At 34.2% G+C, this 19,318-nt stretch carries 19 protein-coding genes and 2 riboswitches; of the genes, 8 read left to right on the plus strand and 11 right to left on the minus strand.

Features of this window, described 5'->3' with window-relative positions; genetic code table 11:
- The 7 genes from V7056_RS15460 to V7056_RS15490 form a co-directional block, all read right to left on the minus strand.
- The coding region (locus V7056_RS15460) for a MerR family transcriptional regulator (RefSeq protein ID WP_499703321.1) at nucleotides 1-353 on the minus strand (353 nt) is incomplete at its 3' end.
- Nucleotides 354-472: 119 nt separating this feature from the next.
- Nucleotides 473-1,363, minus strand: a complete 891-nt coding sequence (locus V7056_RS15465; RefSeq protein WP_499703339.1) for an ABC transporter permease — start codon at nucleotides 1,361-1,363, stop codon at nucleotides 473-475.
- Between the two features lie 86 nt (nucleotides 1,364-1,449).
- Nucleotides 1,450-2,820 (minus strand): ATP-binding cassette domain-containing protein, encoded by a 1,371-nt coding sequence (locus tag V7056_RS15470; RefSeq protein WP_499703322.1) that lies wholly within the window; start codon nucleotides 2,818-2,820, stop codon nucleotides 1,450-1,452.
- 2 nt (nucleotides 2,821-2,822) lie between these two features.
- Nucleotides 2,823-3,929 carry a sugar ABC transporter substrate-binding protein gene (locus V7056_RS15475; RefSeq protein WP_499703323.1) on the minus strand — a complete coding sequence of 369 codons (1,107 nt, stop codon included), beginning with the start codon at nucleotides 3,927-3,929 and terminating at the stop codon, nucleotides 2,823-2,825.
- Entirely contained in the window at nucleotides 3,926-4,978 is a 1,053-nt protein-coding gene (mtnA, locus tag V7056_RS15480; RefSeq protein ID WP_499703324.1) for an S-methyl-5-thioribose-1-phosphate isomerase, read from the minus strand. Before mtnA ends, V7056_RS15475 begins: the two co-directional genes overlap by 4 nt.
- Nucleotides 4,975-6,150 carry an S-methyl-5-thioribose kinase gene (mtnK, locus tag V7056_RS15485; protein ID WP_499703325.1) on the minus strand — a complete coding sequence of 392 codons (1,176 nt, stop codon included), beginning with the start codon at nucleotides 6,148-6,150 and terminating at the stop codon, nucleotides 4,975-4,977. Before mtnK ends, mtnA begins: the two co-directional genes overlap by 4 nt.
- A gap of 78 nt (nucleotides 6,151-6,228) precedes the next feature.
- Nucleotides 6,229-6,386, minus strand: a riboswitch (SAM riboswitch).
- Nucleotides 6,387-6,437: 51 nt separating this feature from the next.
- On the minus strand, nucleotides 6,438-7,232 hold the full coding sequence (locus V7056_RS15490) for a carbon-nitrogen family hydrolase (RefSeq protein ID WP_499703340.1): 795 nt from the start codon (nucleotides 7,230-7,232) through the stop codon (nucleotides 6,438-6,440).
- 137 nt (nucleotides 7,233-7,369) lie between these two features.
- Here V7056_RS15490 and V7056_RS15495 point away from each other — a divergent pair, with 137 nt between their 5' ends.
- From V7056_RS15495 to yjeM, 6 genes are all read left to right on the plus strand, one after another.
- The gene (locus tag V7056_RS15495) at nucleotides 7,370-8,551 is read left to right on the plus strand and encodes a pyridoxal phosphate-dependent aminotransferase (RefSeq protein ID WP_499703326.1); all 1,182 of its coding nucleotides are present in this window, start codon (nucleotides 7,370-7,372) and stop codon (nucleotides 8,549-8,551) included.
- A gap of 64 nt (nucleotides 8,552-8,615) precedes the next feature.
- A riboswitch (SAM riboswitch) is annotated at nucleotides 8,616-8,721 on the plus strand.
- A gap of 66 nt (nucleotides 8,722-8,787) precedes the next feature.
- On the plus strand, nucleotides 8,788-10,008 hold the full coding sequence (locus tag V7056_RS15500) for a 2,3-diketo-5-methylthiopentyl-1-phosphate enolase (RefSeq protein WP_499703327.1): 1,221 nt from the start codon (nucleotides 8,788-8,790) through the stop codon (nucleotides 10,006-10,008).
- Between the two features lie 4 nt (nucleotides 10,009-10,012).
- Entirely contained in the window at nucleotides 10,013-10,666 is a 654-nt protein-coding gene (locus V7056_RS15505) for a 2-hydroxy-3-keto-5-methylthiopentenyl-1-phosphate phosphatase (protein ID WP_499703328.1), read from the plus strand.
- Nucleotides 10,663-11,289 (plus strand): methylthioribulose 1-phosphate dehydratase, encoded by a 627-nt coding sequence (locus V7056_RS15510; RefSeq protein ID WP_499703329.1) that lies wholly within the window; start codon nucleotides 10,663-10,665, stop codon nucleotides 11,287-11,289. The genes V7056_RS15505 and V7056_RS15510 overlap by 4 nt, the downstream gene beginning before the upstream one ends.
- Before the next feature lie 20 nt (nucleotides 11,290-11,309).
- A complete protein-coding gene (locus V7056_RS15515) occupies nucleotides 11,310-11,840 on the plus strand; it encodes a cupin domain-containing protein (RefSeq protein ID WP_499703331.1) in 531 nt (176 codons plus the stop codon).
- A 219-nt stretch (nucleotides 11,841-12,059) separates the two neighbouring features.
- Nucleotides 12,060-13,556, plus strand: coding sequence for a glutamate/gamma-aminobutyrate family transporter YjeM (gene yjeM, locus V7056_RS15520; RefSeq protein ID WP_499703341.1), 1,497 nt, complete (start codon nucleotides 12,060-12,062; stop codon nucleotides 13,554-13,556).
- Nucleotides 13,557-13,754: 198 nt separating this feature from the next.
- Here yjeM and V7056_RS15525 read toward each other — a convergent pair whose 3' ends face one another.
- The 3 genes from V7056_RS15525 to hflX all read right to left on the minus strand — a co-directional run bounded on the left by V7056_RS15525 (nucleotide 13,755) and on the right by hflX (nucleotide 16,905).
- The gene (locus V7056_RS15525; protein WP_499703332.1) at nucleotides 13,755-14,093 is read right to left on the minus strand and encodes a zinc ribbon domain-containing protein YjdM; all 339 of its coding nucleotides are present in this window, start codon (nucleotides 14,091-14,093) and stop codon (nucleotides 13,755-13,757) included.
- A gap of 264 nt (nucleotides 14,094-14,357) precedes the next feature.
- Nucleotides 14,358-15,632 (minus strand): methionine gamma-lyase family protein, encoded by a 1,275-nt coding sequence (locus V7056_RS15530; protein ID WP_499703333.1) that lies wholly within the window; start codon nucleotides 15,630-15,632, stop codon nucleotides 14,358-14,360.
- 4 nt (nucleotides 15,633-15,636) lie between these two features.
- Entirely contained in the window at nucleotides 15,637-16,905 is a 1,269-nt protein-coding gene (gene hflX, locus V7056_RS15535; protein WP_499703334.1) for a GTPase HflX, read from the minus strand.
- A gap of 123 nt (nucleotides 16,906-17,028) precedes the next feature.
- Here hflX and V7056_RS15540 point away from each other — a divergent pair, with 123 nt between their 5' ends.
- A complete protein-coding gene (locus tag V7056_RS15540; RefSeq protein WP_499703335.1) occupies nucleotides 17,029-17,664 on the plus strand; it encodes a trimeric intracellular cation channel family protein in 636 nt (211 codons plus the stop codon).
- Between the two features lie 127 nt (nucleotides 17,665-17,791).
- Here V7056_RS15540 and spoVK read toward each other — a convergent pair whose 3' ends face one another.
- Nucleotides 17,792-18,748 carry a stage V sporulation protein K gene (gene spoVK, locus V7056_RS15545; protein ID WP_499703336.1) on the minus strand — a complete coding sequence of 319 codons (957 nt, stop codon included), beginning with the start codon at nucleotides 18,746-18,748 and terminating at the stop codon, nucleotides 17,792-17,794.
- Between the two features lie 257 nt (nucleotides 18,749-19,005).
- On the opposite strand from spoVK, the gene V7056_RS15550 reads away from it, so the two are divergent.
- The coding region (locus tag V7056_RS15550; RefSeq protein WP_499703337.1) for a phage integrase N-terminal SAM-like domain-containing protein at nucleotides 19,006-19,318 on the plus strand (313 nt) is incomplete at its 3' end.

Raw genomic sequence — 19,318 nt, forward strand, 5'->3', positions numbered from 1 at the left:
AGCTTACCAGTTTGATATAACTCCTGGCGCAACATCTTTCTAAGTTGGTCATCTGAAATCGATTTTTCAACAATCACTTGCTGAACAACAGTCTCTTTTGTTTGATCTTGAGCTTTTAAGTGTAGTACTTCTTTAATTCCTGCTAAATTTAAGCCCTGTTCAATAAATTTTTTTATTTCTAATAATCGATCTACATCGTTAAATGAATATAATCTACGTTTACTTTCAGTTCGAGCTGGATGAATTAAATCATGTTCTTCATAATATCTAATTTGTCTTGCTGATAATTCAGTTAACGAAATGACTATTCCAATCGGAAAAAGTGGCATTGAGCGTCTTACTTGATCATTCATAGCAATGCTCCTTTCGTTCATCTATTAGTATTTTATTCCATGTCAGAAAAAGTGTCAACACAATGTTAGGNNTTAAAATCAAAAAAAATCTCCAGTTTATGGAGATTCTTTCTAAATGATTATTTATTTTTTTTAGCAAGGAAAATTGCACCTAATAATAATGCGCCTTTAATAATATCTTGCGCGAAATAAGGAACATTTAACATCGTAAAACCATTTAATAAAATTCCCATTAAACACGCGCCTAAAAAAGTCCCAACAATATTAGGTTTTCCTTTCCCAAACATCGCGATTCCTATATAAGCCGCTGTAATACTATCCATTAATAAAGGTGTACCTGCTGAAACTTGCCCTGTACCTACGCGGCTTGCAAGTAAAATTCCACCTAAGGCTGCAAATAATCCACTAATTACATAAGCATAGACGCGATATTTATTAACCGGCATCGCCGATAGATGAGCAGCAGTTTTATTCCCGCCTATAAAGAAAAATACACGACCCCATGTTGTTTTTTCTAAAAACAAATGAGAAATTAGAATACATACAGCCATGATAATGACAGCCACAGGAATATTAAATAAAGAACCTTGCCCCAAGTATAAGAAGGATGGAATAAAATGACCAGTTGTTACTTCATTATTAATCGTCATGCCTTCATATATAGAAGAACCTTTTGTTAATGTTAATTGTAATCCATTTACTACATACATCATCGCCAATGTCACTAATAAATCTGGTAATTTCCCTTTTGTGATGAATAATCCGTTCGCTAGCCCTATGATTAATCCAATGACAATTGCTACGAGTAATGTAACCCATAATTCTTGCCTTAAAACGATTAAACAATATGCGGCCAAAACCGTACTGATACTTGCTGTTGATCCGACTGATAAATCTAAACCGTCAATGATTAAGCTAAACGTTACACCAATCGCTAATAAAGTAACAATTGAAATTGATCTTAAAATATCTGAAATATTACTATAAGATAAGAAAGAACTAGATGTCATTGAGAAAAATACAATAACAAGTAGTAGAAGCCAAATTGCTCCAAAATCTAAAACGATCCTTTTACCTTGTGTTTGGGCCCACTGAGTCACTTGATTCCCTCCAATAATTCACCTTGCACGATGGTATAGTGTTTATCACCAATAATATTTGCTTCCTCAATGTCATTTGTAAAATAGAAAACACATCCTCCATTTGAACAAAAATCGTCAATAAACTGGAAAATATGTTGTTTTGCGTAAATATCTACACCTTTTAATGGTTCATCTAAAATTAGACAGCGTGTATTTGGTGTAATCCACTTTGCGATGCTAACCTTTTGCTGATTTCCACCACTTAAATGAATCACTTCTTTTTCAGTGTCTTTTGGAAAAATACTTAATGACTGAATAAAAGAGCTTGTTTTTGCGACCTCGAGATGTTTCTTAATCCAACCATGTTCATGAATTGATACATTTTCACGAATTGAATGATGAAGAAAGATTCCTTCTTTTCTTCTGTCTTCTGGCACAAACGCAATCCCTTGATTATTCGCACTGATTGGAGAATGAATTGAAACAGTTTTATTTTCTTTAATCAAATCGTATGATTTTTTGTCTCCCCAAAGCGTTTTTGCTAGTGTAGATTTTTTATTTCCATTTGCACCATAGATGACTATAACTTCACCTTTATTTATTTCCATATTAATAGAAGGTTTAGAATCAACTAGATTGATATGATGGAACTGATAAGCAAGTTCATCATGTAACTTTCTCTTCTTATTAAAAGAAAACGTAGACGAAGACATTTTCTCTAAGATTATTTCGTTTGTAAGAAAAGTAGACTGCGATTGCTGATTGATTTCACCATTTTTTAAAATGACGAGTTCATCACAGTGTGACAAGATCTCTTCAATTGAATGTAATATAACGACAATTGATTTTCCTTGTTTTTTTAGTACCTTTAAAAATGAGAAAAATTGTTCTTTTTCACTTTTTCCTAATGATGAAGTTGGTTCGTCAAACAAAAAGAGCGATGCATCATTTAATAAAGCTTTTGCGATTAAAATCAATTGTTTTTCATATATAGAACAATCATAAACAGTCTTTAAATAGGGTAATGATAAGTTCCAACTAGATAATCTTTGAGTCGCGTACTCAATACTCTTCTTTTTAGAAAAAAATACATGTTTATGTTCACGGTGAATTGCAATCATTAAATTTTCGATGACTGTCAATCCTTGCACTAGTCCCTCATCTACTTCCTGAGGGACATATGCCATCGAGTCAATTTCATTAAATGTAATTGTTCCACTTGTAGGTAAGTGTCTTTTTGCAAGAAGCTTTAATAAAGTACTTTTACCAGCACCATTTAACCCAGCAAATCCAACTACTTTACCAGATTCAACATTCAAATTGATTTCTCTTAGTACTTCTGTGTCTCCATAACTAAACGATACGTTTTCTAGTTGAATAGTCATGTTTATTTCCCTTTCTCTAATTGCTCCATCCATGGTGATGTTGCAGCTGATGTTGGTGTCCAGTTTTTGCTATATTTACTTAAGTCACTCACCTTAATTGGCGTAGTTGGTAAATCCTCTTTTTCTATTAATTTAGGTTCCAATGAGTATATATCCGGTGTTTCTTCACCTGCTATTTTTTGATATAGGAATCTAGATTGAACTTCACCAATTTCTCCTGGATCACTTGCTGCTGATGCAACCCATGGTGAATCAGGTTGTTGGATTAACTGTAAATCTTCATCGCTTAAGTCAATACCATAAACTTTTATTTCTGTACGACCTGCTTGTTGAATTGCTTTTGTTGCACCCTTTGCAAACTCATCCCAAGTTGCAAAAATGGCATCTAGTTCTCCTTTAGAATATTTCTTTAGTAGTGCTTCAACTTGTGCTTGTGTATCCAACATTGTATTGCTACTTGCTTTTCCAAATCTAGCAACCTCTTTAATACCCGGGTATCGTTTATAGAATGCTTCAATCATTACCTTTCTACGATCCATCGGAGTAAACCCACCAACCCAGATTGTTGCGATTTTGCCTTTGCCATTTAAATCTTCAGCTAGGCTTTTTAAGCTTTTCCAAGCTAGACTATAATCATCTTGGTCGATAACTGTTACACCAGGAAGATTTAAATCACTATCAAATGAAACGACAGGTATACCCGCTTCTAATGCTTTTTCCACACCTTTTTCTAATGTTTCTTTACGGCCGTGATCGATTAAAATGCCATCTACCTTTGCATTAACTGCTGTATCTAAATTTGCAGCCATTTTCGCTAAATCATTATCAGCATTGTATACTTGAACTTCTCCACCAAATTTCTCTACCTGTCTTTTTACACCATCAATGTATTGTGAAGAGAATGTTCCGATCGAGAATTCCATTACTAATGCAATCTTTAATTTTTTATTAACTGCTGCTGGTATTTCAACTGCATTATTAGTTGTATTTGTTTTTTTCTCAGTTGTACTTGTCACTTGTGATTTTTGATTCGAAACAGCATTTTGCTCATTCCCACATGCTGTCAATAAGATAGCTGTAATTGATAAAGTTGCAATGATTTTTTTCATTCTTCATTCCCCCATCGTAAAAATGTTTCACGATAATTCCTTGTTACGATTCCTTTTTCTGTAATAATCGCAGTAATTAATTCATTTGGCGTAACATCAAATGCTGGATTTAAGACATCAATACCATCTGGAGCGATTTGTAAATCTCCAATATTTGTCACTTCGCTACGGTCGCGTTGTTCAATCACAATTTCTTTTCCTCTCTCGATTGACAAATCAATCGTTGAAAGTGGAGCTGCTACATAAAATGGGATTTGATAATAATTTGCTAAAATTGCTAATTGTAATGTCCCTATTTTATTTGCCGTATCACCATTTGCCGTAATTCTGTCAGCACCGACTATTATGGCATCAACTTTTTTATTTTGTAATAAATAGCCCACCATATTATCTGTTAATAGTGTTACAGGAATGCCACTTTGCTTTAATTCCCATGATGTTAATCTAGCCCCTTGAAAGACTGGTCTAGTTTCAGTAGCAAATGCTGAAATTTCCCAACCCTTTTCTTTTGCTAAATGAAGAGGAGCAAGTGCGGTTCCATATCGACTTGTCGCAATACTACCTGCATTGCAATGTGTCAACACTGCAGCACCATCATGTAAAAGTGTTAATGCATTTTCTCCAATTTCTTTACATGTTGCTTCGTCCGCTAAATGTAATTTAATCGCTTCTTCCATAATGCTAAATTTTGCTTCTGCTACTGACTTTGCATCTGAGCTAAGTTGAAGTAGCTTCTCTACAGCCCAAGCTAAATTTACAGCAGTTGGTCTTGCACTAATTAATTCATCAGCAAGTTGTCTTGACTGCTCGCGAAACTCTTCTACTTTGTCAGTTTCAATGTCACGAACACCTAAATACAAACCATAAGCAGCTGCCAATCCAATCGCAGGTGCTCCTCTCACTTGTAACTTTACAATCGCTTCTCTCACATCTTGTAATGAGGTTGCTTCTATATAAACAATTTCTAGTGGTAATTTTGTTTGGTCAAGAATGTTTAAAGTTTCACCGTTCCACTGTAATGATTCGGGTATTTGTTGTAATGTAGTCATGATTTGTTGCTCCAATCAGAAATCAAATTTTTAATATTGCCAATAGTAAATCTATTCTTTATACAATTTGCCCCAAATGCAAGGATCTCTTTTTTAATTGCAATTTTACGGTCTAGTTCAAGTGTATCAATATCTTCTACATGTGCTAAACCAATCGAACGTCTAATACATTCACAACCAATAACCCCAATTGCATCAATCCAGTATCCTTCAATTTTTTCTTTAATTAGTTCAACTTGATTAAATGGCCTTACACTATGCACTTCCCATAGCTTGATAAATGTTTCATTGAATACTTTTTCAATCGTAACAAGCTGATCAAAGATTTCTTCTTTTTGGTCAGTTCTACTAAAAATTTGGAACAAGAGATTTGCTTGAATTTGACCTAAATCAAATCCTATTGGACCAACGAATGCAAATTCTGGGTCGATTACTTTTGTTTCAGTTGCTGATGCAAAAATACTGCCTGTATGTAAATCACCGTGTAATAAAGCTTCTTTTTTCGATAAGAAATCCAGTTTCAGCTTAGCAGCTTCAAGTTGTAACACTTCATCGTTCCATAAATCTTGAACATCTTCTAGTAGTTCCTCTTCAAAACTATTTGTCTCGCTATTAAAAAACGGATCCGTATATACTAGATCTTCCGTTATATCGCAAAGCTCCGGATTATGAAAAGTAAGCTCTAACTCCTTCTTTTTAGCAGGTGTCGCTCCGAAATCAGATGTGAAAAATAATGAATTTGCTAAAAACTCACCGATGTGTTCTGCAAAAAATGGAAAGCTTTTCTTTTCAATCAATCCTTTACGTAAGATTTGTAAATGAGATAGATCCTCCATAACTGTTACTGCTTGTTCTTCATCATGTGCAAATATTTTCGGAACTAGATTTGGAATTAAATCATTATAAATGTTTGTTGCATTACTCTCGATTGTTGCTCTTTTTAATGTTAGCGGCCAGCTTTCTCCAACTACTTTTGCATATGGTAATGCTTGCTTTATAATTAATCCTTGCTCTTGACCAACAGGTCTTACTTTAAAAACTAAGTTTAAATTTCCATCCCCAATTTCAACACTTTCACATACTTGATTTGTAAAATAACCCAATTTTTGTAAGTAAGTGATTGATGTCGCCTCTGTTAAAGGTCTATATTCTTTTTTCTGAATGACAGTCATTTATCTCCATCCCCCTAATAGTCAAAATAAAAAGCCCCTTCTCGAGACGAAAAGGGGCAATCGGAAATTGGCTTTCGTCTCTTATCTACCAGAAAATTTCTTTTCTGTTGGAATTAGCACCGTGCCTTACTGAGCATTTAAGCTCAGGCGTATAATTACGCCCCATTTCACAATGGTATTATGGTCGGTTGCTGGGCATCATCGGGCCAAATCCCTCCGCCTACTCGAAATAAGAGTTCGCATATTAAATTTTATAACAGTATTGTAGATGATTATTTTTTAGTTTGTCAAACGTTTTTTTTGAAACTTTTATAAATTCCATCTTTTCTGTCTTCAAAGATTGGGATCGTATGGCGGATTTCCTCTACTTTTTCTCGGTCTATTTCTCCGTAAATAATTTCTTCTTCGGTTGAAGCTTTCACTAAAACTTCACCCCAAGGATCAATCACCATTGAGCCTCCACCAAATGTATTTGCTAAATCTTTACCTACACGATTACACGCGACAACATAGCATTGGTTCTCTATTGCACGTGCTTTTAGTAAAGTTTCCCAATGCTCCATTCTTTGAATAGGCCATTCAGCAACAAAAAATAATATCTTTGCGCCATTTACTGCATGTGTTTGAATCCACTCCGGAAAACGCAAATCATAACAAACAAATCCAGCAGCATCTAAACCATCGATCGTAAATAATCCATTATCAGTTCCAGACTGTAAAAAGTGGTGCTCGTTCATTAGCTGGAACAAATGGACTTTGTCGTATTCTTTCACTACATCACCTTGACTGTTAATCACGATTAATGTATTTGTCACGCCATGTTCACGCTCAATTGGAAATGAACCACCTATGATTGTCACTTGAGACTTGCGAGCAATCGTTTGAAGTTCAGAAATAATAGATTCCTGTTGTCCTGTATGCTTCGTAATTTCTTCTAAACAATATCCCGTCGTCCACAGCTCAGGCAACACAATTACAGTTGCCTGTTGATTTATTGCCTCAACAATTTTGCCTTTCATTTTCATGGAATTTGTCATAGAATCCCCTAAAATAACGTCTGACTGTATACATGCAATCTTAATCAATTTATATTCACCCTATTCTAAATATTATAGACATTTTTAAAATGAGCATATATGATGGTGAAAGTTATTGCAATATTCAATGTTTGAAATTTATGGCTTGTATTCATACAAATCAATGAACTATATCTTTTGGAGTGATGAACTTGAAACCTAGTAAATTATTAGAAAATCTACCAAAGCAATTCTTTGCTTCTCTCGTTATGAAAGTAAATGAGTCTATTAAAAACGGCCATGATGTTATTAATCTTGGTCAAGGTAACCCTGACCAACCAACACCAAATCATATTATAAAAGCTCTACAAAGTTCAGTAGAAAATCCTATTACTCATAAATACTCTCCATTTCGAGGAATTAGCAGTTTAAAAAAAGCAATTGTCGATTTTTATAAACGAGAGTATGATGTCGATTTAGATCCTGAAGAAGAAGTAGCCATTTTATTTGGTGGAAAAGCAGGTTTAGTTGAATTACCACTATGCTTATGTGATGAAGGCGATACAATTTTAGTTCCTGATCCAGGATACCCTGACTATTTATCAGGAATTGCACTTTCTAAAACAGTACCATATACTTTACCGTTGATTGAGGAAAATCATTTCTTACCTGACTATCAAAAGATTCCTCAAGACGTTTTAGATGCTAGTAAAATATTATTTATTAATTATCCTAATAACCCTACTGGTGCAGTTGCTACATCAGAATTTTTTGAAGAAACGGTTCAATTAGCAAAAAATAATCAAATAACAGTTTGCCATGATTTCGCTTATGGAGCCTTTGGATTTGATGGTAAAAAGCCGATCAGCTTCCTTCAAACTCCTGGATCAAGAGACTGTGGTATTGAAATTTATACTCTATCTAAAACTTATAATATGGCAGGATGGCGAGTTGGGTTTGCCGTTGGAAATAAAGAAGTGGTTTCAGCGATTAATTTATTACAAGACCATCTTTATGTTAGTTTATTTCCTGCAATCCAAGAAGCAGCCGCTGTTGCATTAACTGAATCACAAGAAAGTGTGAAAGAATTATTATCTCTTTACGAAGAAAGAAGAAATGTATTCATCAATGGTTGCCGAGAAATCGGATGGAATGTCACCTCCCCAGCTGGATCATTCTTTGCTTGGCTTAAAGTACCAAATGGATTTACATCAACGGAATTTGCAGATCTATTACTAGAAAAGGCACATATCGCTGTTGCACCTGGTAATGGTTTTGGTGAATTTGGTGAAGGATATGTAAGAGTAGGTCTATTGACTGACACTAGCAGATTAGAAGAAGCTATCTCACGTTTAAAAAATCTCGAAATATTTTTAAACATTTAATGTTTGACAATTCCAATTGTTCGTGAAATAATGCGATTATGTTAAAAATTCAAAATTAAATATTAACTTATTCAGAGTAGGTGGAGGGACCGAGCCCGATGAAACCCGGCAACCGGCTATATTTTATAGCACGGTGCTAATTCTCGCAGCATTTTGCTGACAGATAAGGTGTAGGTATACCTCTCCTTGTGAGAGGTTTTTTGTTTTTATTCACTAATTATCAAGGAGGTCATGAAATGAGTGGTGTAATTGCAACGTACCAGGTTTATGACAAAAATCATCATTTAGAAAAAAAAGCAGAGTCCATTGCACTTGGATTAACAGTAGGTTCTTGGACATCTTTACCTCAAAATGATCAAATTCAATTACAAAAACATAAAGGTAAAGTACTTTCGATTCGTGAAGTCGAATGCGAAGACAATATTGCTGAATACTTTGGTCAAAGACCAACGAAAGGTTTAATTGAAATCTATTATCCTAGTTTAAATTTTACACTTGATATTCCAGCAATCTTAACAACTGTTTTTGGAAAATTATCACTTGATGGTGAAATTAAATTAGTAGACTTGAATTTTACTGACGATATTTTAAAGCAATTCCCTGGACCAAAATTTGGGATCAGTGGGATCAGAGAAAAAGTTGATGTGTATGATCGTCCTTTATTGATGAGTATTTTCAAATCAGTGATTGGTAGAGATATACATTACATTTCAGAGGAACTAAAAAAACAAGCACTGGGCGGAGTAGACTTAATAAAAGACGACGAAATTTTATTTGATACAGTGACTTCGTTAGCAGAACGAGTTACGCAAGGGAAAAAAGTTTTACAACAAGTGTATGAAAAAACTGGTCACAGAACCTTATATGCGGTGAATTTAACTGGTCGTACATACGAATTGAAAGAAAAAGCAAAACAAGCTGCAGAAGCTGGTGCTGATGTATTTTTATTAAATGTATTTTCTTATGGTATTGATGTTCTTCAAAGTTTAGCAGAGGACCCATCAATTCAAGTTCCGATCATGGCACATCCTGCTGTATCGGGAGCATTTAGTGCTTCCCCTATTTATGGGATTGATGCAGGTTTATTATTAGGGAAATTAGTACGTGTTGCAGGAGCAGACTTTAGCTTATTCCCTTCTCCGTACGGGTCTGTTGCTTTACAAAAAGAAACTGCTTTAAAAATTGCAGAAAATCTTACGGTACAAAATGGATTAAAAGAAACATTCCCGGTTCCATCTGCTGGTATTCATCCAGGTTTAGTGCCTAGGTTAATTCAAGATTTTGGAACTGACCAAGTTATTAATGCAGGCGGTGGAATACATGGTCATCCAGATGGTCCGATTGGCGGAGGAAATGCATTTAGAGAAGCTATTACCGCAACACTTTCTGGCATTAATTTAAATGAATATGCACTACCGGACACATCACTTCAAAAGGCTTTGCAACTATGGGGGTAAAAGAATGGCAATAAAAATATTTTGTGACTTTGATGGAACGATCACTGAAGGCGACAACATCGTAACATTAATTAAGCAATTCGCTTCACCTTCCGCAAAAGTCTTAACATCAGATGTTTTAAGTGGAAAAATTTCAATTCGTGAAGGCGTAGAAAAAATGTTTTCTACAATCCCTTCATCAAAAAAAGAAGAAATGATAAGGTTTGTCACAGAAAGTACGAATATTAGAGATGGTTTTCAAGATTTTATCCAATTCGTCAAACAAAGCAATTATGATTTAAAAGTTGTAAGTGGTGGTTTAGACTTTTTTGTTCATCCAATTTTAGCTGACTACCTCCCCTCTTCGGATGTGTTATGTAATCGAACTGATTTTTCGGGCGAAACCGTGATCATTCATTGGGACCATTCTTGTGATGATCATTGTTCGAATGATTGTGGTATGTGTAAGCCTTCAGTTATGAGAAAGTTTAGTCATTCAGATGATTTCATAATTGTAATTGGTGATTCCATTACCGATTTACAAATTGCTAAAGAGGCGAACTTAATTTTTGCAAGAGACTTCTTAATAGAAAAATGTGAAGAATTAAGTCTACCTTATATTTCGTTTTCAAATTTTCATGATATTCAAGCGGCGTTAAACAAGGAGGTATTAGTTTGAAGGACTTTTTCAAACGTTACGATGAAATTCGTGACATAAAACAAACTCTTGCAAAAAGAGATTGGTTTTTAGGTACGAGTGGTAATCTATCAATCAAAGTTAATGATGCACCTTTAAATTACTTAGTTACAACAAGTGGTATAGATAAAACAAAACATACGTATGATGACTTTTTACTTTTAAACGAATTTGATCAATCCATCTGGGATGATACGAAAAAACCATCTGCCGAAAGCATCTTGCATCGATTAATCTATTTGCACACGAATGCGACTTGTGTTTTACATGTTCATACGATCGCTAACAATCTGATCACGAAGGATTTTCCTGCACAAACAGAATGTTCATTTTCAGGAATTGAAATTATTAAAGCTTTAGGTTTATGGGAGGAAGATGAAGAAATAACGATTCCGATTATCAAAAATCATGCACATATCCCTACTTTAGCTGAAGAATTTCTACCTCATATTAAACAAGATCAAGGAGCTGTACTCATCCATAACCATGGTATTACTGTTTGGGGTACATCAGCTTTTGAAGCAAAAAAACATTTAGAGGCTTATGAATTTTTATTTCAATATTCATTACAAGGAAGTTTAAATAATCTTTTCATTAAAAATTAAACCTTATGGAGGAATGAAAAATGGCAACTATTTGGGTAGAAAAAAAGGATTTTCACATTACGAATGATGTTGAGGTTACATCTTATTTAGAAGAACAAGGTGTTATTTATGAAAATTGGAATATTGAACAATTAGATCCATCTTTAAGAGAAAAATTCATTCTTTCTGATGAAGAAAAATCTTTAATACTTACAACATTTAAAACTGAAATTGATAGTATTTCAACACGCCGTGGCTATTTAGCAAGTGATATCATTTCACTTTCTGATGTAACTCCGAACTTGGATGAGTTGTTGAAAAATTTCAATCGTGAACACCACCATACTGATGATGAAGTGCGCTTTATTGTAAGTGGCCACGGTACTTTTATTATTGAAGGCAACGAAGGGTTCTTCCATGTTAACTTAAACCCTGGTGACTTAATTTCAGTACCACCAAATGTTCGCCACTTCTTCACACTAGCTGAAGATCGCAAAGTTGTCGCAGTTAGACTGTTTGTTACAACTGAAGGCTGGGTACCGATTTATGAAGAGCAAGTAACACAAGGCTAATAAAACAATCGAATGATAAAACCTGGGAATAGGATTAAGGTCGACATGATCTTGAACTTATTCCCTTTTTTACATTTCCCCCCTTCTTTACGACATCTTTTAAAAAATAATTCCTTTTCTCCATTACATGCCCTTTTTGTATTTTTTCTATCTTTTTTGAAGAAAATAAGCTAACTCCTATATCTTTAGGGACAATTTGTATTGTTGAGGTGATTCTTCCTGAGTAAAAAACTTTCGTTACTAGGTTTAATTTTAATGGTATTTACATCTGTTTATGGATTCGCCAATATTCCAACTGCATTTTATTTGATGGGGTACAGTGCAATTCCTTGGTATTTAATTTCTGCTATTACATTCTTCATCCCCTTTGCCTTTATGATGGCAGAATTTGGCGCTGCATATAAAAAATCTGAAGGTGGCATTTATACTTGGATGTCTGATTCAGTCGGTCCTAGATTTGCATTTATCGGGACATTTATGTGGTTTTCTTCCTATGTCATTTGGATGGTTAGTGTTGCTTCGAAGGTGTGGATTCCATTGTCCACGTTTATTTTTGGGGCAGACCGAACACAAAATTTATCAATTCTTGGTCTTTCATCGACTCAGTCAATTGGTCTATTAGCTTTACTTTGGATGTTTGTCGTTACATTTTTCGCATCAAAAGGAATCGAAAAAATAAGTAAAGTGACATCTATTGGTGGAGTTGCGGTTACCTCCTTAAATTTAGTGTTATTGATTACAAGTTTTATTATTTTTATATTAAATGGCGGAAAAATGGCGCAACCAATCAATGGCTTTTCAGCTTTCACACAATCTCCAAATCCTAATTATCTTTCAACGTTAGCTGTATTATCATTTGTTGTTTTTGCTATATTTGCTTATGGAGGATTAGAAGCAATTGGTGGATTGGTTGATCAAACAGAAAATGCCGAACGAAATTTCCCAAAAGGAATTACAATTTCGGCCATTATTATTTCAATCGGCTATTCACTCGGTATTTTCCTATGTGGTATTTTTATTAATTGGACAAGTGCATTAAGTGCAGAAACAACTAATTTAGGGAATATAACATATGTGTTAATGTATAATTTAGGCTTAGAATTCGGAAATGCTTTCAATCTCTCAGCTGGAACAGCAGATTTAGTTGGAACTTGGTTTGCAAGAGTTACAGGATTATCAATGTTTTTTGCTTATACAGGTGCGTTTTTCACACTTATTTATGCACCATTGAAAACAATTATAAAAGGTACACCAAAGTATTTATGGCCTTCTAAATTATCAGAAACGAATCAAATTGGTATGCCAGTCAATGCAATGTGGGTACAATTTTCAATCGTCGCTGTGATCATTCTTCTAACTTCATTTGGAGGAGAAGGTGCATCTTCATTTTTTAACAAATTAACATTAATGACAAATGTCTCAATGACTCTGCCTTATATCTTTTTAGGCATAGCCTATCCAATGTTTAAGAAAAATGAACAGATTGAAAAACCATTTGAGATTTTCAAAACCTACGCTTCTGCGTTATTTGCTAGTATCCTTGTCATTTTAGTTGTTGGATTTGCGAACTTTTTTACGATCATTCAACCTATGATCGACGGAGACTACAACTCGACTATTTGGATGATTGCAGGACCAATTTTCTTTTCTATTTTAGCCTTACTCATCTTAACTAGAAGTAAAAAAAAGTCTCACGAGCATAAAAATATTGCTTAAAGATTACAAAAAAAGACCCACGCATAGTGGGTTCAGTTATGCACAAAGTACAAAAACTTAGAGATTTAGACTGATTGAAAACGCTTGTCTTTCGAGGCGCCAATACTGATGAGGAGCGGAGTTACCTTTGTCGGTAATTGAGCACCGCAAGCAGACGATGCAACGAAGAAAGCGAGCGTTTAGGGCAGTCTGAATAAATTATATTTTCTTAACAAACTCTGATTTTAATTTCATCGCACCGAATCCTTCGATTTTACAATCAATGTCATGATCGCCTTCTACTAAACGAATGCTTTTTACTTTTGTTCCGATTTTCACGACTAATGAAGTACCCTTTACTTTTAAATCCTTTATGACAGTTACTGAATCACCGTCATTTAATACATTTCCGTTAGCATCTTTTACAATTTTCGCTTCATCATTTTCATTTGCTTGTTCAAGTGTCCATTCATGGCCACATTCAGGACAAATTAATAAACTTCCATCTTCATAAGTATATTGAGACTGACATTTTGGGCAATTTGGTAATTCTAACATAGTTTCAAGTCCTCCGGTATTGAGATAAATATTACGATTTTTGCTTTAATTAACCTTCTCTATACTGTCATAATCTATCAAAATTGACAAGCCCGCTTATCAATGCTCAAATTTAATTCGTTAAGGAAAAATTAAGAATTCAATTGTAAGATACTAAATAGAAAGAATAACCCTTTGAAATAAAACTTATGAAAGTATGCCCCCCATTTATTTTCATAAAAAAAACAGCCCATTCTTCTAAAAGGAAGGATGGGCTGTTACTATTTATTTCATCGTTAATAATTCTTTCTCAATTAAAGAATTAATTGCAGAACAAATCGCAATTTTAACATGTGCGTATGTTAAGCCACCTTGCACATATGCAATGTAAGGAGCTCTAATTGGACCGTCTGCAGTCAGTTCGATACTTGCACCTTGAATGAACGTACCAGCTGCCATAATGACATCATCTTCATATCCAGGCATATAGTTTGCTGTTGGCGTGAAGTGTGCATTGATTGGCGAGGCTGCTTGAATTGCTTGGCAGAATGCAATCATTTTATCTTTATCATCAAATTGTACAGATTGAATTAGATCTGTTCTCACTGCATCCCATGAAGGATTTGTATTCATTCCTAGTTTTTCTAAAAATGCTGCAGTAAATATAGCACCTTTTAGTGCTTGACCAGTGATATGCGGAGCCATAAAGAAGCCATGGTACATATCCTGTAATGCATATAATGATGCTCCAGCTTCTCTTCCAATACCAGGTGAAGTTAAACGATAGCCACATTTTTCGACTAAGTCTTTGCGACCAACGATATAACCACCTGTTTTAGCTAATCCCCCACCTGGATTTTTAATAAGAGATCCTGCTATAAGATCCGCTCCAACATGACAAGGCTCTAGTTTTTCTACAAATTCACCATAACAATTATCTACAAATACAATAACTTTTGGATCGATCTCTTTTACAAATAAAATCATTTCCTTAATTTGTTCAATTGTAAAGGATGGACGCGTACCATACCCTTTTGATCTTTGAATCCCAATTACCTTTGTTTTACTTGTCATTTTATTGGCTACTTTTTCGTAATTGATTCTACGATCATTCACTAAATCAATTGCTTCGTAACCAATCCCGAAATCCTTTAATGAACCATTTCCACTTTCACCACGAATTCCAACAATTTCTTCAAGTGTATCATAAGGTTTTCCAGTAATATAAAGTAATTCATCGCCAGGTCTAAGTACACCAAATAGTGCAGTAGAAATCGCATGTGTCCCAGAAATGATTTGAGGTCTTACTAACCCAGCCTCTCCTCCTAATACATCAGCGAAAATTTCTTCTAATGTATCTCTACCTATATCGTCATATCCATAACCTGTTGTTGGGATAAAATGACTATCACTTACCTTATGCTTACGGAAACTTTGTAAAACTCTAAATTGGTTATACTCAATAACCTCATCTATTTCTTTATGACGTTCTGAAATCATTTTTTCTACGTCTGCTACTAATGGTGCGAGTTTTTCCCCATGTGTTAAAAATTCTAGCATTCGATTATTGCTCCTTATAATTTCGATATCTTTTTACGGTGTCGTATATTGAGTGTTCTTTAAACACGTAACCTGTTAACTGATAAATTTCACGTTCTTCATCAAACGTAATATCATCGATTAATGTAAGTTTTTTCATATCATGAATCAGCTTGCCTTCAGTTGCTGGAACAAAAGCCTCATATTGCTCCATATATTGCTTGCAATCTGATTCTATTCTTTGACGAAGTTTTTCTAGATCATTTTCACTTAGTGCACTCATTTCGATAAAACCTTCTTCAGGAGATGGAACGAAGTCCTCATGTACGTTATCAATTTTATTATAAACTGTGAGAATTGGTATATTTTTAACATCTAAATCGTTTAATAATTTAGAAACTGTGATCTCATGACTTTTATAATTTTCATGTGACGCATCAACAACGTGTAAAATAAAGTCTGCTTCAGTTGCTTCTTCCAAAGTAGAACGAAATGCTGCTATTAAAGAGGTCGGTAAATCTTGAATAAATCCTACTGTATCTGTAAGTAATGTTGTCATCCCATTTGATAAGACAAATTTACGAGTTGTAGGATCTAATGTAGCAAATAATAAATCTTGTTCATATACATCTGATTTCGTTAGTCGATTAAATAAAGTCGATTTACCTGCATTTGTATATCCAACTAATGAAATATGAAACATCTCATTTTTTTTACGACGTTCACGATATCTTTTTCTATGTTCCACGACAACTTTTAATTGCTGCTTGATATCATCGATTCGTTTTCGTATATGACGTCGATCCGATTCTAATTTTGTTTCACCAGGTCCTCTTGTTCCAATCCCACCACCAAGACGAGAAAGCTCTGTTCCTTGGCCAACTAGTCTAGGCATTAAATATTGAAGTTGAGCTAATTCTACTTGAAGTTTACCTTCCTTCGTTTTTGCTCTTTGTGCAAAGATATCTAAAATAAGCTGTGTACGGTCGATTACTCTTGTACCTAATCTGGCAGAAAGATTGCGAATTTGAGATGGCGTTAATTCATTATTAAAAATAACAACTTCAGGCTCAAGCTCTTCAATTGCCGCTTCTAGTTCCTCTACCTTACCAGTACCTATGTATAAAGCTGAATGATATTTCGTTCTTTTTTGAGAAGTTACAAGAACAACTTCTCCATTTGCAGTTTTCGTTAAAGATGCTAATTCCTCCATCGAATAGTGGAATCTTTCGTCATCTACATTTTGGAGCTGACATCCAACTAATATGGCTCTTTCTCTCGATTCATTAGACACAAAATTCCTTCTTTCTGTAAACAATTGTCAAACTAATAATTGTTCTTTACTCTTAACTGTCTCTTTATTATAATGATATCTGGATTAATTTTCATCTTTTTATTCTATCGGGGGAATTGCTTCTTGGAAACATGGGAACTTTTTAGTATTATTGGAACTATTTCCTTTGCCTTAAGTGGTGCGGTCGTTGCTATGGAAGAAGATTACGATTTATTCGGCGTTTATATATTGGGCTTTGCTACTGCCTTTGGAGGCGGTGCGCTTCGTAATTTATTAATAGGTTATCCAATTAACTTTTTATGGAATCAAACAACCAATTTTACGATTGCACTTATTGCTATGACAATCATATTTTTCTTTCCACATCTTTCAATTAAACCGTTCAAAAAATTAGAAATACTATTTGATTCGATTGGATTATCGGCATTTGCTATTTTAGGTGCGAACTACGCTATGGAACTAAGCCTACCTGTTAGTGCAGTCATTGTTGCTGCAGTTTTAACTGGAATTGGTGGCGGGATCGTTCGTGATTTACTTGCAAAAAGAAAACCAATGGTATTACATTCAGAAGTATATGCATTTTGGGCAATTGTTGTCGGTGTATTAATTGGAAATGAGTTTATAACAGGTAATCTTCAACAATTATTATTATTTTTTGCAATATTTATATTGAGACTAATGTCAGTACATTATAAATGGAGTTTACCAAAACGATCTAACTTTCAAAATACTAGTGTAAACACAGACAGTCACCTATAGAGGTGACTGTCTTTATAATATGACTTATCCTTCCCGCATCTCCTACAGGAGTCTCGTACCTTCCGTTGTATTCAACTTCTGTCTTTGTTGTTCAAATCTAAAAAGCAGCAAGCTTTTAAAATGAGCCTTACATACTTTCTTTCTTACTCTCTTTTTTATCGCTAACCGTTAAATCTTTTTCTTCAATTCTCATTAAGATCTCACGATTAAATTCAGATTCTAAAACTAATCTTGTTGCTTGAGATCGTATTGATTTTTCAACAATATTTCGAACGAAACGACCATTACTAAAGTGCTGTCGGTTCTCAAGTTTAGCTTTTGAAATAAAGTCCCTTAAACGAAATTCTGCTTCACGAGATAAAATATATTCTCGATCAACAAACATCTTCTTTGATATATCCATTAACTCTTTTACATTATAATCTTGGAATTCTAATATAAAAGGGAATCTTGATTTCAACCCTGGATTGAGACTTAAAAAATAGTCCATTTCAGAAGAATAACCGGCTAATATTAATACAAAGTCCCCATGTTTATCCTCCATATGCTTTACAAGTGTATCAATCGCTTCCTTGCCAAAGTCCTTTTCTCCGCCACGGCCTAACGAATATGCTTCATCAATAAAAAGGATTCCACCATTTGCTTTTTTGACTAAATCACGTGTTTTTTGAGCAGTATGTCCAATATACTCTCCAACCAAATCCGCTCTTTCTGCCTCTATTAAATGTCCTTTTGAAAGAACGCCCATTTTAAGAAATAATTGACCAATGATTCTCGCAACGGTTGTTTTACCTGTACCTGGATTTCCTTTAAACAACATATGCAACACTTGTTTTTCAGCCTTTAAATTCAATTCTTCCCTTTTTTTATTAATAAAGATCCAAGCATATATTTCATGAATCATTGTTTTAATTTCTTCCATTCCAATTAAATGTCTTAGTTGGTCATCAATTTCAACCAATAATTCATGTTTAGGCTTTTGGACTGTTTCAACGATGGAATTTGGAGAAACCTCTCCTCTTTTCATTGTATTTAGCACAACATTTATTTGACCGTTATCCTTTAAACGAATAGGTTGCTCCAAACATGACACCTCTCTTTATTCTGCCGACAAAATATGATTTTGTTTATGATAATTTCTCGAAATAACTCATAAAGTATCGTATTTCGCGCTTTCCCGAGAAATTTCCTATTTACGTTTTTACTATTATATGTATGAAAATTACGTTTCAAGACAATTATTCTATCAAACTAAGAGATTTATTGGATAAGTTTTCTAAACTTTACTAAATGTTCCACTTAATTTGTTATAATAAAGCAAAAAGAGAAGAGTTGATTCATTTGGCGTTGATAAATCAATTAAAGCAAAATAGTAAAGATGTCATCTTGCAATTTGCCTCTCACTTAAATAGTAAAGGTAGGAAAGAATCTACAATTAAACGCTATTGTTATGATTTAGAAGATTGTTTTCGATATTTTAGAAAAAAAGAGATTGGTCTTGATACCCTTACAATTAGTCATTTTAATGAATACTTCCAATATTTGATAACTGATCGTAACTATAACGAAAAGACAATGCATCGGATCTATGTTGTATTAAATCAGTTTTATAAGTTCTTACAAATAAATGATCCAACCATACAAAACATGATTC

Source organism: Bacillus sp. JJ664 (assembly GCF_036962205.1).
In the GTDB taxonomy this organism is placed as follows: Bacteria; Bacillota; Bacilli; order Bacillales; family Bacillaceae_G; genus Gottfriedia.

Excerpts from the sequence above, each read along its gene's own strand:
- V7056_RS15465 (WP_499703339.1), bottom strand. The coding sequence starts at position 1,363 with ATGACATCTAGTTCTTTCTTATCTTATAGTAATATTTCAGATATTTTA.
- V7056_RS15470 (WP_499703322.1), bottom strand. The coding sequence starts at position 2,820 with ATGACTATTCAACTAGAAAACGTATCGTTTAGTTATGGAGACACAGAA.
- V7056_RS15475 (WP_499703323.1), bottom strand. The coding sequence starts at position 3,929 with ATGAAAAAAATCATTGCAACTTTATCAATTACAGCTATCTTATTGACA.
- mtnA (WP_499703324.1), bottom strand. The coding sequence starts at position 4,978 with ATGACTACATTACAACAAATACCCGAATCATTACAGTGGAACGGTGAA.
- mtnK (WP_499703325.1), bottom strand. The coding sequence starts at position 6,150 with ATGACTGTCATTCAGAAAAAAGAATATAGACCTTTAACAGAGGCGACA.
- V7056_RS15500 (WP_499703327.1), top strand. The coding sequence starts at position 8,788 with ATGAGTGGTGTAATTGCAACGTACCAGGTTTATGACAAAAATCATCAT.
- V7056_RS15505 (WP_499703328.1), top strand. The coding sequence starts at position 10,013 with ATGGCAATAAAAATATTTTGTGACTTTGATGGAACGATCACTGAAGGC.
- V7056_RS15515 (WP_499703331.1), top strand. The coding sequence starts at position 11,310 with ATGGCAACTATTTGGGTAGAAAAAAAGGATTTTCACATTACGAATGAT.
- V7056_RS15525 (WP_499703332.1), bottom strand. The coding sequence starts at position 14,093 with ATGTTAGAATTACCAAATTGCCCAAAATGTCAGTCTCAATATACTTAT.
- V7056_RS15530 (WP_499703333.1), bottom strand. The coding sequence starts at position 15,632 with ATGCTAGAATTTTTAACACATGGGGAAAAACTCGCACCATTAGTAGCA.